Annotated in this window: 18 protein-coding genes; 16 read left to right on the top strand and 2 right to left on the bottom strand. The window is 63.3% G+C overall.

Annotated elements, in window-relative coordinates; translation table 11 throughout:
- Window positions 1-25 precede the first annotated feature (25 nt).
- On the top strand, window positions 26-691 hold the full coding sequence (locus ABID26_RS10900) for an O-methyltransferase (RefSeq protein ID WP_354415327.1): 666 nt from the start codon (window positions 26-28) through the stop codon (window positions 689-691).
- A gap of 22 nt (window positions 692-713) precedes the next feature.
- Here the strand turns inward: ABID26_RS10900 and ABID26_RS10895 are convergent, their stop codons facing one another.
- Window positions 714-1658 carry a Gfo/Idh/MocA family protein gene (locus tag ABID26_RS10895; RefSeq protein ID WP_354415325.1) on the bottom strand — a complete coding sequence of 315 codons (945 nt, stop codon included), beginning with the start codon at window positions 1656-1658 and terminating at the stop codon, window positions 714-716.
- 200 nt (window positions 1659-1858) lie between these two features.
- Window positions 1859-2140, bottom strand: a complete 282-nt coding sequence (locus tag ABID26_RS10890) for a transcriptional regulator (protein WP_126100235.1) — start codon at window positions 2138-2140, stop codon at window positions 1859-1861.
- A gap of 462 nt (window positions 2141-2602) precedes the next feature.
- Between ABID26_RS10890 and rpsL the strand changes: the two genes are divergently transcribed.
- From rpsL to rpsQ, 15 genes are all read left to right on the top strand, one after another.
- On the top strand, window positions 2603-2974 hold the full coding sequence (gene rpsL / locus ABID26_RS10885) for a 30S ribosomal protein S12 (protein WP_006202128.1): 372 nt from the start codon (window positions 2603-2605) through the stop codon (window positions 2972-2974).
- A gap of 62 nt (window positions 2975-3036) precedes the next feature.
- Window positions 3037-3507, top strand: a complete 471-nt coding sequence (gene rpsG / locus ABID26_RS10880; RefSeq protein ID WP_027170372.1) for a 30S ribosomal protein S7 — start codon at window positions 3037-3039, stop codon at window positions 3505-3507.
- A 30-nt stretch (window positions 3508-3537) separates the two neighbouring features.
- Window positions 3538-5628: an elongation factor G gene (fusA, locus tag ABID26_RS10875; protein ID WP_126100237.1), complete on the top strand. Its 2091-nt coding sequence runs from the start codon at window positions 3538-3540 to the stop codon at window positions 5626-5628.
- A 65-nt stretch (window positions 5629-5693) separates the two neighbouring features.
- Window positions 5694-6869: an elongation factor Tu gene (gene tuf / locus ABID26_RS10870; RefSeq protein WP_066989565.1), complete on the top strand. Its 1176-nt coding sequence runs from the start codon at window positions 5694-5696 to the stop codon at window positions 6867-6869.
- A gap of 65 nt (window positions 6870-6934) precedes the next feature.
- Entirely contained in the window at window positions 6935-7243 is a 309-nt protein-coding gene (gene rpsJ, locus ABID26_RS10865; protein ID WP_006205468.1) for a 30S ribosomal protein S10, read from the top strand.
- Window positions 7244-7336: 93 nt separating this feature from the next.
- A complete protein-coding gene (rplC, locus tag ABID26_RS10860; RefSeq protein WP_278077422.1) occupies window positions 7337-8053 on the top strand; it encodes a 50S ribosomal protein L3 in 717 nt (238 codons plus the stop codon).
- The gene (gene rplD, locus ABID26_RS10855; protein WP_126094109.1) at window positions 8053-8673 is read left to right on the top strand and encodes a 50S ribosomal protein L4; all 621 of its coding nucleotides are present in this window, start codon (window positions 8053-8055) and stop codon (window positions 8671-8673) included. Before rplC ends, rplD begins: the two co-directional genes overlap by 1 nt.
- A complete protein-coding gene (locus ABID26_RS10850) occupies window positions 8670-8963 on the top strand; it encodes a 50S ribosomal protein L23 (protein ID WP_059188488.1) in 294 nt (97 codons plus the stop codon). The genes rplD and ABID26_RS10850 overlap by 4 nt, the downstream gene beginning before the upstream one ends.
- A gap of 22 nt (window positions 8964-8985) precedes the next feature.
- Window positions 8986-9819 (top strand): 50S ribosomal protein L2, encoded by an 834-nt coding sequence (gene rplB / locus ABID26_RS10845; RefSeq protein ID WP_040970375.1) that lies wholly within the window; start codon window positions 8986-8988, stop codon window positions 9817-9819.
- A gap of 16 nt (window positions 9820-9835) precedes the next feature.
- On the top strand, window positions 9836-10114 hold the full coding sequence (rpsS, locus tag ABID26_RS10840; RefSeq protein ID WP_006205463.1) for a 30S ribosomal protein S19: 279 nt from the start codon (window positions 9836-9838) through the stop codon (window positions 10112-10114).
- Window positions 10115-10116: 2 nt separating this feature from the next.
- Window positions 10117-10506, top strand: coding sequence for a 50S ribosomal protein L22 (gene rplV, locus ABID26_RS10835; RefSeq protein WP_059188489.1), 390 nt, complete (start codon window positions 10117-10119; stop codon window positions 10504-10506).
- Complete coding sequence (rpsC, locus tag ABID26_RS10830; protein ID WP_126100239.1) at window positions 10506-11228, top strand: 30S ribosomal protein S3; 723 nt, start codon at window positions 10506-10508, stop codon at window positions 11226-11228. The genes rplV and rpsC overlap by 1 nt, the downstream gene beginning before the upstream one ends.
- Before the next feature lie 27 nt (window positions 11229-11255).
- Window positions 11256-11669, top strand: a complete 414-nt coding sequence (rplP, locus tag ABID26_RS10825) for a 50S ribosomal protein L16 (protein WP_027170364.1) — start codon at window positions 11256-11258, stop codon at window positions 11667-11669.
- A gap of 12 nt (window positions 11670-11681) precedes the next feature.
- Window positions 11682-11882, top strand: a complete 201-nt coding sequence (gene rpmC, locus ABID26_RS10820; RefSeq protein ID WP_095807484.1) for a 50S ribosomal protein L29 — start codon at window positions 11682-11684, stop codon at window positions 11880-11882.
- A gap of 4 nt (window positions 11883-11886) precedes the next feature.
- Window positions 11887-12126: a 30S ribosomal protein S17 gene (gene rpsQ / locus ABID26_RS10815; RefSeq protein ID WP_042642192.1), complete on the top strand. Its 240-nt coding sequence runs from the start codon at window positions 11887-11889 to the stop codon at window positions 12124-12126.
- Window positions 12127-12196: the final 70 nt, after the last annotated feature.

The raw sequence follows: 12196 nt of genomic DNA, 5'->3' as shown, positions 1-12196 counted from the left end.
TTTTGGCTCAGCGAGGAAGAGAACCATGAGCAGCAGGACCTGGACGGCTGTCGACGACTACATTGTTTCCTCGCTCTTCGAGACCGATCCCGCCCTCGACGCGGTGCTGGCAACCAACCGGGACCAGGGCCTGCCGGCGATCGACGTCTCCGCCGCGCAAGGCAAGCTTCTGTCGCTGCTGGTGCGGATACGCGGTGCGAAAAAGGTGCTCGAGATCGGCACGCTTGGCGGCTATTCAACCATCTGGATGGCAAGGGGATTGCCTGCAGACGGCAAGGTCGTGACGCTGGAGCTCGACCCGCATCACGCCAAAGTCGCACGCTTGAACTTCGAGCGGGCAGGGGTTTCCGACAAGGTGGAACTGCGCCTCGGCCCGGCGCTTCAGTCGTTGACCGAGTTGAGCAGCGAAAATGCCGGTCCGTTCGACCTGATCTTCATCGATGCCGACAAGCCGAACAACCCGAATTACCTGAATTGGGCGATGCGGCTGTCGCGCGCCGGAACTGTGATCGTCTGCGACAATGTCATCCGCGACGGCGCGGTCGTGAAGAAGGACAGCGGCGATGCCAATGTCGAGGGCGCCCGCGAAGCGTTTTCCTTCATTGGCAGCGAAAAGCGGCTGGACGGCACCGCCATCCAGACCGTCGGCGCCAAGGGCTATGACGGCTTCGCCATCGCCATCGTGGACTGACGGGCCCGCCAGTCCCGTCAACTCAATCGAAAAATGCCTCGACCACGTTGCGCTTGCCGAGCATGAAGGCATCGGCGACATGCTGCAGCGGTGCCAGGTCGACGTCGGAGACGCCGGCCCGCACGATCTCGGCGAAACGCTTGTAGAGCATCGGATATTCGGCTTCCGGCTCGTCATGGACGATCTTGCCGTCGACGGCGAGCTTTGCGCCGCCGCCCGAAAGCACCATCTTGCCCTTGTCGGTCTCGGCCAGGATGTCCCAGCTCTGCGGACCGGTCTGCAGCCAGTCGAGCTCCATCGTCACCGGCAGCCCGTTCGAGGTGCGGAAGCTGACATGCGCCGCGACCGGCGACGCGCGGTTCTCGGGGAAGTCGAGAACGGCCGAGGTGATGAACATCGGCGGCAGGATGTGGGTGGCGATCGACAGCGCGTTGATGCCGGGATCGAACACGCCGAAACCACCCGGCGCCCAGATCCATTCCTGGTTCGGGTGCCAGCGGCGCACGTCTTCCTTCCAGTTGATGGCGGCCGAGCTGATCCTGGCCGAGGCGAGGAAGGCGCGCGCGGCTTCGACCGCCGGCGCATAGCGCGAATGCCAGCTGGCGAAAAGCGAGACGCCGTTCTTCACGGCAAGCGCCTTGAGGTCTTCGACCTCGCTGACGGTTGCGCCTGGCGGCTTCTCCAGGAAGACATGCTTCCTCGCTTCGAGCGCCGTGCGCGCCGCGTCGTAGCGGAACTGCGGCGGCATGCAGAGCGAGACGGCTTCCAGGCCGGGTTCGGCGTCAAGCATCGCCTCGATCGTCGGATAGTTCGGGATGTCATCGACCTTGCCGTGGCGGCTGGCCGCGGCGGCAAGCTGGTAGTTGGCGTCCTTCGCCAGGGCGGGAAGATGCTGGTCGCGGACGATCTTTCCCACGCCGACTATGCCGAGCTTGATGGGGCCGAGCCTGGTGGGATTGCTGGTCATGGGAACTCCGAGGATTGGAAGAGGTGGATGTTTCTAAAGCATGTCTCCCGAGAGTGGGAACCGGTTTCGGGGCGAAGACATGCGCAAAATCAAAACCTAAAGCGCGCTGAGCGAATCTGAAAGATCGCGATGCGCTTTAGGCAAGACAAAAAGGGTCCGGCAAGCCAGACGCATCGCGATCTCGCGATCGCCTTCGGGAATCAGACCGGTTCGTCGAAGGTGACGATCGACACTTCGCCCTCCAGCGCGCCCTGATAAGCCGATAGATGCGGCTCTTCGTCGGGCGCGCCCTCCATGTCGCCGATCTGGTCCAGCTCGGCTTCCGCGAATCCTTCGGCCGCGAGCGATTCGAGCGCGCGGCGCACGGCAGAATCATCGTCGGGCGCGACCAGCATCACATGCACGCCTTCCGGCTTGCCGCCCTTGCGCCGCCAGACCCGGCCGGTGATGATGGTGACCGGACGCTCTTCATTGTCGTTCACGGGCTGATTCCTCCGGAAGAGGGGGGATTTGCCATTCATGCCGCCTTCTTGCACGAAGCCGGCTGAGAAGACAGCCGGAAGCCGGTCACTTTCTTCCTCGTCCTTGAAAAAAGGCGCAAGAAAATTACATGCGTTTTTCGCATGGCTGCCAAGCTCCGGATCGGGCGCAATATTTGCCGTTCCGGGGTTGACGGATAGCGACCTTGCGAGTAGAAGCCGCCCCGTCAGAACCGATGTGAGACTTGCCTTTCCGAGGCGACGCGCCTTGGAGTTTGCCTCAAACAGGGTTCGTTTTACGAGCGAAAAGACATTTCCGGCGCGCATGAAGCGGCTTCCGCTTCCTCTGCAATTTGTTCGGGCAGGACCGCGAGACGCGGTGTGTTGCCCGAATTCGCGTATGGAAATGACGCTTTGAGCGGCCCTGACAGGGCAAGACACGGAATTGAGAGACAAGAGGGTTTAATGCCTACCGTCAACCAGCTGATCCGCAAGCCGCGCCTGGCGCCGGTGAAGCGCAACAAGGTCCCGGCCATGCAGCAGAACCCGCAGAAGCGGGGCGTCTGCACGCGCGTCTACACCACGACGCCGAAGAAGCCGAACTCGGCGCTGCGCAAGGTCGCCAAGATTCGCCTGACCAACGGTTTCGAAGTGATCGGCTACATCCCGGGCGAAGGCCATAACCTTCAGGAGCACTCGGTGGTCATGATCCGTGGTGGCCGCGTCAAGGATCTGCCGGGCGTCCGCTATCACATCATCCGCGGCGTGCTCGACACGCAGGGTGTGAAGAACCGCAAGCAGCGCCGTTCGAAATACGGTGCCAAGCGTCCGAAGTAAGGGTTTCCGGCTTCGGCGCTTTTTTTGACTGCGCCGTGCCCCGAGATTGAGAGACAAGAGCCATGTCCCGTCGTCACAGTGCAGAAAAGCGTGAGATCAACCCGGACCCCAAGTTCGGCGACCTGATCGTCACCAAGTTCATGAACGCCGTCATGTATGACGGCAAGAAGTCGGTAGCCGAGACGATCGTCTACGGCGCGCTGGACCAGGTCCAGGCCAAGACCAAGCAGGAGCCGGTCACCGTCTTCCATCAGGCGCTCGACAACGTCGCGCCGCATGTGGAAGTGCGCTCGCGTCGCGTCGGCGGCGCCACCTACCAGGTTCCGGTCGACGTGCGCCCCGAGCGCCGTCAGGCGCTGGCCATCCGCTGGCTGATCGCCGCCGCGCGCAACCGCAACGAGACCACCATGGTCGACCGCCTCTCCGGCGAGCTGATGGACGCGGCCAACAACCGCGGCACCGCCGTCAAGAAGCGTGAAGACACCCATAAGATGGCGGAAGCCAACCGCGCCTTCGCGCATTACCGCTGGTAAAGCGCGAACGAGACTGAGAGGCACCTCCCAATGGCCCGCGAATACAAAATCGAAGACTACCGCAATTTCGGTATCATGGCGCATATCGACGCCGGCAAGACGACGACGACCGAGCGCGTCCTGTACTATACGGGCAAGTCGCACAAGATCGGCGAAGTCCATGACGGCGCTGCCACCATGGACTGGATGGAGCAGGAGCAGGAACGCGGCATCACCATCACCTCGGCCGCGACCACGACCTTCTGGAAGGGTCGTGACGGCAAGATGCGCCGCTTCAACATCATCGACACTCCCGGACACGTCGACTTCACCATTGAGGTCGAGCGTTCGCTGCGCGTGCTCGACGGCGCCATCGCGCTGCTCGACGCCAACGCCGGCGTCGAGCCGCAGACCGAGACCGTGTGGCGCCAGGCCGACAAGTACCATGTGCCGCGCATGATCTTCTGCAACAAGATGGACAAGATCGGCGCCGACTTCTACCGCTCGGTGGAAATGATCGGCTCGCGCCTCGGCGCGCAGGCCGTGGTCATGCAGCTGCCGATCGGCGCCGAGACCGAGTTCAAGGGCGTCGTCGACCTCGTCGAGATGAACGCGCTCGTCTGGCGTGACGAGACGCTGGGCGCTGCCTGGGACATCGTCGAGATTCCGGCCGACCTCAAGGAGAAGGCCGCGCAGTATCGCGAGAAAATGATCGAGGCCGCCGTCGAGATGGACGAGACCGCGCTCGAGAACTACCTCGAAGGCAACATGCCGTCGAACGACGAGATCCGCGCGCTGATCCGCAAGGGCACCATCGCGGTCAAGTTCTTCCCGATGTTCTGCGGCTCGGCCTTCAAGAACAAGGGTGTGCAGCCGCTGCTCGACGCCGTGGTCGAATACCTGCCGTCGCCGATCGACGTGCCGGCGATCAAGGGCGTGGACGCCAAGACCGATGCTGAGATCGAGCGTCACGCCGACGACAACGAGCCGCTGTCGATGCTGGCGTTCAAGATCATGAACGACCCGTTCGTCGGTTCGCTGACCTTCGCCCGCATCTATTCGGGCAAGCTCACCAAGGGCACCTCGCTCGACAACACCGTGAAGGGCAAGAAGGAGCGCATTGGTCGCATGCTGCAGATGCATGCGAACTCGCGCGCCGATATCGAGGAAGCCTATGCCGGCGACATCGTCGCGCTGGCTGGCCTCAAGGACACGACCACCGGCGATACGCTGTGCGATCCGCTGCATCCGGTCATCCTCGAGCGCATGGAATTCCCCGATCCGGTCATCCAGATCGCCATCGAGCCGAAGACCAAGAACGACCAGGAAAAGATGGGCCTCGCGCTGCATCGCCTGGCGGCTGAGGATCCGTCCTTCCGCGTCAAGACCGACGAGGAAAGCGGCCAGACCATCATCGCCGGCATGGGCGAGCTGCATCTCGACATCATCGTCGACCGCATGCGCCGTGAGTTCAAGGTGGAAGCCAATGTCGGCGCTCCGCAGGTGGCCTATCGCGAGACGATCACCCGCACCCACGAGCAGGATTACACGCACAAGAAGCAGACCGGCGGTACCGGCCAGTTCGCGCGCGTCAAGATCGTGTTCGAGCCGAACACCGAGAGCGAAGAGTTCGTGTTCGAGTCCAAGATCGTCGGCGGCGCGGTGCCGAAGGAATACATCCCGGGCGTCGAGAAGGGCATCCAGAGCGTCATGGGCTCCGGCCCGTTCGCAGGCTTCCCGATGATCGGCGTCAAGGCGACGTTGATCGACGGCGCCTTCCACGATGTCGACTCCTCGGTGCTGGCGTTCGAAATCGCTTCCCGCGCCTGCTTCAAAGAGGCGGCGCCGAGGCTCGGCGTGCAGCTCCTGGAGCCGATCATGAAGGTCGAGGTCGTGACGCCGGAAGACTATGTCGGCGGCGTCATCGGCGACCTCAACGGCCGTCGCGGCCAGATCCAGGGCCAGGAAGCGCGTGGCGTGGCGGTTGTCATCAACGCCATGGTGCCGCTCGCCAACATGTTCAAGTACGTCGACAATCTGCGTTCGATGTCGCAGGGCCGCGCCCAGTACACGATGCAGTTCGACCACTACGAACCGGTTCCGACCGCGGTCGCCCAGGAAGTCCAGAAGAAATACGCGTAACTCGAGCGGGTTGCACGAGACCTTAATTTGAGCCCCGCACGGGCAAGCAGGAATGGAGACATCACATGGCAAAAGGTAAATTCGAGCGCACCAAGCCGCATGTGAACATTGGCACGATCGGTCACGTCGATCATGGCAAGACGTCGCTGACGGCGGCGATCACGAAGTATTTTGGCGAATACAAGCGCTATGACCAGATCGACGCGGCGCCCGAAGAGAAGGCGCGCGGCATCACGATCTCGACGGCGCATGTCGAGTATGAGACGGCCAACCGTCACTATGCCCACGTCGACTGCCCCGGCCACGCCGACTATGTGAAGAACATGATCACGGGTGCTGCCCAGATGGACGGCGCGATCCTGGTGGTTTCGGCCGCCGACGGTCCGATGCCGCAGACCCGCGAGCACATCCTCTTGGCCCGCCAGGTCGGCGTGCCCTCGATCGTGGTGTTCCTGAACAAGGTCGACCAGGTCGACGACGCCGAGCTTCTGGAGCTGGTCGAGCTCGAGGTTCGCGAGCTGTTGACCAAGAACGAGTTCCCCGGCGACGACATTCCGATCGTCAAGGGCTCGGCGCTGGCCGCGCTTGAGGACTCCAACAAGACCATCGGCGAGGACGCCATCCGCGAGCTGATGGCTCAGGTCGACGCCTACATCCCGACGCCGGTTCGTCCGCTGGACAAGCCGTTCCTGATGCCGATCGAGGACGTGTTTTCGATCTCGGGCCGCGGCACGGTGGTGACCGGGCGCGTCGAGCGCGGCGTGGTCAAGGTCGGCGAGGAGCTGGAGATCGTCGGCATCCGTCCGACGGCCAAGACGACCTGCACGGGCGTCGAGATGTTCCGCAAGCTTCTCGACCAGGGCCAGGCCGGCGACAACATCGGCGCGCTGCTGCGCGGCATCGACCGCGAGGGCGTCGAGCGCGGCCAGGTTCTGGCCAAGCCGGGCTCGGTGAAGCCGCACAAGAAGTTCGTTGCCGAGGCCTACATCCTGACCAAGGACGAGGGCGGCCGTCACACGCCGTTCTTCACCAACTACCGTCCGCAGTTCTACTTCCGCACCACCGACGTGACGGGCATCGTGACGCTGCCGGCCGGCACCGAGATGGTGATGCCCGGCGACAACATCACCGTCGACGTCGAGCTGATCGTGCCGATCGCCATGGAAGAGAAGCTGCGCTTCGCCATCCGTGAAGGCGGCCGCACCGTCGGTGCCGGCATCGTCGTCACCATCAAAGAGTAATTGGACCGAAACGATCTGTCGCGGGCGCGGGATGCCCGCGCCGCGCCAGAACAAGGAATTGACGCATGAACGGACAGAATATCCGCATCCGCCTTAAGGCGTTTGACCACCGGGTGCTCGACGCCTCGACGCGCGAAATCGTGTCGACCGCCAAGCGCACCGGCGCCAACGTCCGCGGCCCCATTCCGCTGCCGACGCGGATCGAAAAGTTCACGGTCAACCGGTCGCCTCACGTCGACAAGAAGAGCCGCGAGCAGTTCGAGATGCGCACCCACAAGCGGCTGCTCGACATCGTCGATCCGACTCCGCAGACGGTCGATGCTCTGATGAAGCTCGATCTGGCCGCCGGTGTCGACGTCGAGATCAAGCTCTAAGGAACAAGAGGGCGGGGCGACCCGGAACTCTGAAGGAACAAGAGGCGTGGAGGGGCGCTAGCCCCGACAGGGAACTCTAAAGGAATTGAACCGATGCGTTCAGGTGTGATTGCAAAGAAGGTGGGAATGACCCGCATCTACAACGATGCCGGGGAACACGTTCCCGTCACCGTTCTCCAGATGGAGAACTGCCAGGTCGTGGCGCAGCGCACGCAGGAGAAGAACGGCTACACCGCCGTCCAGCTCGGCGTTGGCCTTGCCAAGGTGAAGAACACGTCGAAGGCGATGCGCGGCCATTTCGCTGCCGCCTCCGTCGAGCCGAAGGCGAAGCTTGCCGAGTTCCGCGTCTCCGCCGAGAACATGATCGATGTCGGCGCCGAGCTCACCGTCGAGCACTTCGTCGCCGGCCAGAAGGTCGACGTGACGGGCACCTCGACCGGCAAGGGTTTCCAGGGCGTGATCAAGCGGCACAACATGGGTGGTGGCCGCGCCACACACGGTAACTCGGTCTCGCACCGCACGCACGGCTCGACCGGTCAGCGCCAGGACCCCGGCAAGGTGTTCAAGGGCAAGAAGATGGCCGGCCACATGGGTGACGTTCGCGTCACCACGCAGAATGTCGAGGTCGTTTCGACCGACGCCGACCGCGGCCTGATCCTGATCCGTGGCGCCGTTCCGGGCGTCAAGGGCGCCTGGATCCTGGTCCGTGATGCGGCCAAGGTCGCGCTGCCGGCCAATGCGCCGAAGCCTGCCGCGATCCGCGCTGCTGCCGCCAAGAACGAAGCCCCGGCCACCGAGGGAGCGGAATAATGGACCTCAAGATTACAACGCTCGGCGGCAAGGACGCCGGCAAGGTGAAACTCTCCGAGGAGATTTTCGGCCTTGACCCGCGCGAGGACATCCTGCAGCGCGTCGTGCGCTGGCAGCTCGCCAAGAAGCAGCAGGGAACGCACAAGGCCAAGGGCCGCGCCGAGATCGCGCGCACCGGCGCCAAGATGTACAAGCAGAAGGGTACGGGCCGCGCCCGTCACCATTCGGCTCGCGCTCCGCAGTTCCGCGGCGGCGGCAAGGCGCACGGCCCGGTCGTGCGCAGCCACGAGCACGAGCTGCCGAAGAAGGTGCGCGCGCTGGGCTTGAAGCACGCTCTCTCGGCCAAGGCCAAGAGCGCCTCGTTGATCATCGTCGACGAGCTGAAGCTCGCCGAAGCCAAGACCAAGGCGCTGGCGGCGAGCCTCGAGACGCTCGGGCTCACCAACGCCCTGGTGATCGGCGGCGCCGAGCTCGACCAGAACTTCAAGCTGGCGGCGACCAACATTCCGAACATCGACGTGCTGCCCATCCAGGGCATCAACGTCTACGACATTCTGCGCCGCGGCACGCTGGTCCTTTCCAAGGCCGCCGTCGAGGCTCTCGAGGAGCGCTTCAAATGACCGACCTTCGTCACTACGACGTGATCGTCTCGCCGGCGATCACTGAAAAGTCGACCATGGCTTCCGAGCAGAACCAGGTCGTCTTCAACGTCGCCAAGAAGGCGTCGAAGCCGGAAATCAAGGCCGCCGTCGAAGCGCTCTTCGGCGTCAAGGTGATGGCCGTGAACACGCTCGTCCGCAAGGGCAAGATCAAGCGCTTCCGCGGCACGGTTGGCCGCCAGGGCGACGTCAAGAAGGCGGTTGTGACGCTGGCCGACGGCCAGTCGATCGACGTCGCGACGGGTCTCTGAGCAAGGCCGCGAGGACAGGACAATGGCACTCAAGAAATTCAACCCGGTAACGCCGAGCACCCGCCAGCTGGTCATCGTCGACCGCTCGGGCCTCTACAAGGGCAAGCCCGTCAAGGGCCTGACCGAAGGCCTGACCAAGTCGGGCGGCCGCAACAATTACGGCCGCATCACGGCCCGCTTCATCGGCGGCGGTCACAAGCGTTCGTACCGCATCATCGACTTCAAGCGTAAGAAGTACGACGTCGTCGGCACTGTGGAGCGTATCGAATACGATCCGAACCGCACCGCCTTCATCGCGCTGATCAAGTATGACGACGGCGAGCTGTCCTACATCCTGGCGCCGCAGCGTCTGGCCGCCGGCGACAAGATCGTGGCCGGCGAAGCGGTCGACGTGAAGCCGGGCAACGCGATGCCGCTGGCCTCCATGCCGGTCGGCACGATCGTCCACAACATCGAGCTGAAGCCGGGCAAGGGCGGCCAGGTCGCCCGTTCGGCGGGCGGTTACGCCCAGCTCGTCGGCCGCGACCAGGGCATGGCGATCTTGCGCCTGAACTCGGGCGAGCAGCGCGTCGTGCACGGCTCCTGCATGGCCACCGTCGGCGCCGTGTCGAATCCCGACCACGGCAACATCAACGACGGCAAGGCCGGCCGCACGGTGTGGCGGGGAAAACGCCCGCACAATCGCGGCGTGGCCATGAACCCGGTCGATCATCCGCACGGCGGCGGTGAGGGTCGCACCTCGGGTGGCCGTCATCCGGTTTCGCCCTGGGGCAAGCCGACCAAGGGCAAGAAGACGCGGTCCAACAAGGCGACCGACAAGTTCATCGTGCGCTCGCGCCATCAGCGCAAGAGCTAAGAAGAGGTAACGCCAAGTGACTCGTTCGATTTGGAAAGGCCCCTTCATCGACGGCTACCTTCTCAAGAAGGTGGACAAGGTTCGTGAAGGCGGTCGCAATGAGGTGATCAAGATGTGGAGCCGTCGCTCCACCATCCTGCCGCAGTTCGTCGGCTTCACCTTCGGTGTCTACAACGGCCAGAAGCATGTCCCGGTCTCGGTGAACGAGGACATGGTCGGTCACAAGTTCGGTGAATTCGCTCCGACCCGGACCTATTACGGCCATGGTGCGGATAAGAAGGCGAAGAGGAAATAATCATGGGCAAGGCCAAAGCTCCGCGCAGGCTTGCTGACAACGAGGCGCGCGCCGTTCTGCGCACGATCCGTATCAGCCCGCAGAAGCTGAACCTGGTTGCCGCGCTGATCCGCGGCAAGAAAGTCGCGACAGCGCTTTCCGACCTCGAATTCTCGGCCAAGCGGATTTCCGGAACGGTCAAGAAGACGCTGGAGTCGGCGATCGCCAACGCGGAAAACAACCACGACCTCGATGTCGACTCGCTGATCGTATCGGAAGCCTATGTCGGCAAGTCGATCGTCATGAAGCGGTTCCACGCTCGTGGCCGTGGTCGCGCCAGCCGTATCGAAAAGCCGTTCTCGCACCTCACGATCGTCGTTCGTGAAGTCGAGGAAAAAGGGGAGGCCGCATAATGGGCCAGAAAGTCAATCCGATCGGGCTGCGTCTCGGTATCAACCGCACCTGGGATTCGCGCTGGTTCGCGAACACCGGTGAATACGGCCAGCTGCTGCATGAGGACATCAAGATCCGCAAGTATCTTGAGAAGGAACTCAAGCAGGCCGCGATCTCCAAGGTCGTGATCGAGCGTCCGCACAAGAAGTGCCGCGTCACCATCCATGCCGCGCGTCCGGGCCTGATCATCGGCAAGAAGGGCGCCGACATCGAGAAGCTTCGCAAGAAGCTGATGGAGATGACGAAGTCCGAGACGCACTTGAACATCGTCGAGGTGCGTAAGCCGGAGATCGACGCCACGCTGATCGCGCAGTCGATCGCTCAGCAGCTCGAGCGCCGCATCGCGTTCCGCCGCGCCATGAAGCGGGCCGTTCAGTCGGCTATGCGTCTCGGCGCCGAAGGCATCCGCATCAACTGCGGCGGCCGTCTCGGCGGCGCCGAGATCGCGCGCATGGAGTGGTACCGCGAAGGCCGCGTGCCGCTGCACACGCTGCGCGCCGATGTCGACTACGGCACGGCCGAGGCGCAAACGGCGTACGGCATCTGCGGCGTCAAGGTGTGGGTGTTCAAGGGCGAGATCCTCGAGCACGACCCGATGGCATCGGAGCGTCGCGCGACGGAAGGCGATCATGGCGGTCAGGCCGGCGAGCGCGAGCGCGGTCGTCGTCGCGAGAACGCCTGAGACATTTGAGAATTTGGAGTTAGGACGATGCTGCAGCCAAAGCGCACAAAGTTCCGCAAGCAGTTCAAGGGCCGTATCCACGGTACCGCCAAGGGCGGCACCAACCTGGATTTCGGCGGTTTCGGGCTGAAGGCGCTTGAGCCGAACCGCGTCACCGCGCGCGAGATCGAGGCGGCCCGCCGCGCGATCACCCGCGAGATGAAGCGCGCCGGCCGCGTCTGGATCCGGGTGTTCCCGGATCTGCCGGTCACTTCGAAGCCGACCGAAGTGCGTATGGGTAAGGGCAAGGGCGCCGTCGACTACTGGGCGGCGCGCGTCAAGCCTGGCCGCATCATGTTCGAGATCGACGGCGTCAGCGAGGAGACCGCGCGTGAAGCGCTGCGCCTCGGCGCCGCCAAGCTCTCGGTCAAGACGCGCTTCGTGCAGCGCATCGCAGAATAAGGACAGGCGATCATGAAAGCCGAAGACATCCGGACCAAGACCCAGGATCAGCTGACCGACGACCTGGCCAGCCTGAAGAAGGAGCAGTTCAACCTGCGCTTCCAGAAGGCCACCGGTCAGCTCGAGAAGACCGCGCGCGTGAAGCAGGTCCGCAGGGACATCGCGCGCATCAAGACCATCGCCGCGGAAAAAGCCGCGGCCAAGAAGGGTTAAGACCATGCCAAAGCGCATTTTGCAGGGCACCGTCGTCAGCGACAAGAACGAGAAGACGGTTGTCGTCAAGGTCGAGCGGCGCTTCACGCATCCCGTGATGAAGAAGACCGTGCGCATGACCAAGAAGTACAAGGCGCACGACGAGAACAACGCCCACAAGGTCGGCGACCAGGTGTTCATCCAGGAATCGAAGCCGATTTCCAAGGACAAGCGCTGGGTCGTCGTCACTTCGGATCAGGCTTGATCCGGGCGAACGAAAACGAATTTTGGACAGACCGGGGAGGGGCTTCGAGCCTGTCCCGTTAGAAAAGAAG

It is taken from the genome of Mesorhizobium shonense (assembly GCF_040545255.1).
Lineage (GTDB): Bacteria > Pseudomonadota > Alphaproteobacteria > Rhizobiales > Rhizobiaceae > Mesorhizobium > Mesorhizobium shonense.
Note: the sequence above shows the minus strand (reverse complement) of the source record. Positions and strands in the feature narration are given on the sequence as shown.

What these genes read in the sequence shown, in the direction of transcription:
- rpsL (WP_006202128.1), top strand. Translation starts at nt 2,603, where the DNA reads ATGCCTACCGTCAACCAGCTGATCCGCAAGCCGCGCCTGGCGCCGGTG.
- ABID26_RS10900 (WP_354415327.1), top strand. Translation starts at nt 26, where the DNA reads ATGAGCAGCAGGACCTGGACGGCTGTCGACGACTACATTGTTTCCTCG.
- fusA (WP_126100237.1), top strand. Translation starts at nt 3,538, where the DNA reads ATGGCCCGCGAATACAAAATCGAAGACTACCGCAATTTCGGTATCATG.
- rplD (WP_126094109.1), top strand. Translation starts at nt 8,053, where the DNA reads ATGGACCTCAAGATTACAACGCTCGGCGGCAAGGACGCCGGCAAGGTG.
- ABID26_RS10895 (WP_354415325.1), bottom strand. Translation starts at nt 1,658, where the DNA reads ATGACCAGCAATCCCACCAGGCTCGGCCCCATCAAGCTCGGCATAGTC.
- rplV (WP_059188489.1), top strand. Translation starts at nt 10,117, where the DNA reads ATGGGCAAGGCCAAAGCTCCGCGCAGGCTTGCTGACAACGAGGCGCGC.
- rpsC (WP_126100239.1), top strand. Translation starts at nt 10,506, where the DNA reads ATGGGCCAGAAAGTCAATCCGATCGGGCTGCGTCTCGGTATCAACCGC.
- rpsG (WP_027170372.1), top strand. Translation starts at nt 3,037, where the DNA reads ATGTCCCGTCGTCACAGTGCAGAAAAGCGTGAGATCAACCCGGACCCC.
- rpsJ (WP_006205468.1), top strand. Translation starts at nt 6,935, where the DNA reads ATGAACGGACAGAATATCCGCATCCGCCTTAAGGCGTTTGACCACCGG.
- ABID26_RS10850 (WP_059188488.1), top strand. Translation starts at nt 8,670, where the DNA reads ATGACCGACCTTCGTCACTACGACGTGATCGTCTCGCCGGCGATCACT.
- rplB (WP_040970375.1), top strand. Translation starts at nt 8,986, where the DNA reads ATGGCACTCAAGAAATTCAACCCGGTAACGCCGAGCACCCGCCAGCTG.
- rplC (WP_278077422.1), top strand. Translation starts at nt 7,337, where the DNA reads ATGCGTTCAGGTGTGATTGCAAAGAAGGTGGGAATGACCCGCATCTAC.
- rplP (WP_027170364.1), top strand. Translation starts at nt 11,256, where the DNA reads ATGCTGCAGCCAAAGCGCACAAAGTTCCGCAAGCAGTTCAAGGGCCGT.
- rpsQ (WP_042642192.1), top strand. Translation starts at nt 11,887, where the DNA reads ATGCCAAAGCGCATTTTGCAGGGCACCGTCGTCAGCGACAAGAACGAG.
- rpmC (WP_095807484.1), top strand. Translation starts at nt 11,682, where the DNA reads ATGAAAGCCGAAGACATCCGGACCAAGACCCAGGATCAGCTGACCGAC.
- tuf (WP_066989565.1), top strand. Translation starts at nt 5,694, where the DNA reads ATGGCAAAAGGTAAATTCGAGCGCACCAAGCCGCATGTGAACATTGGC.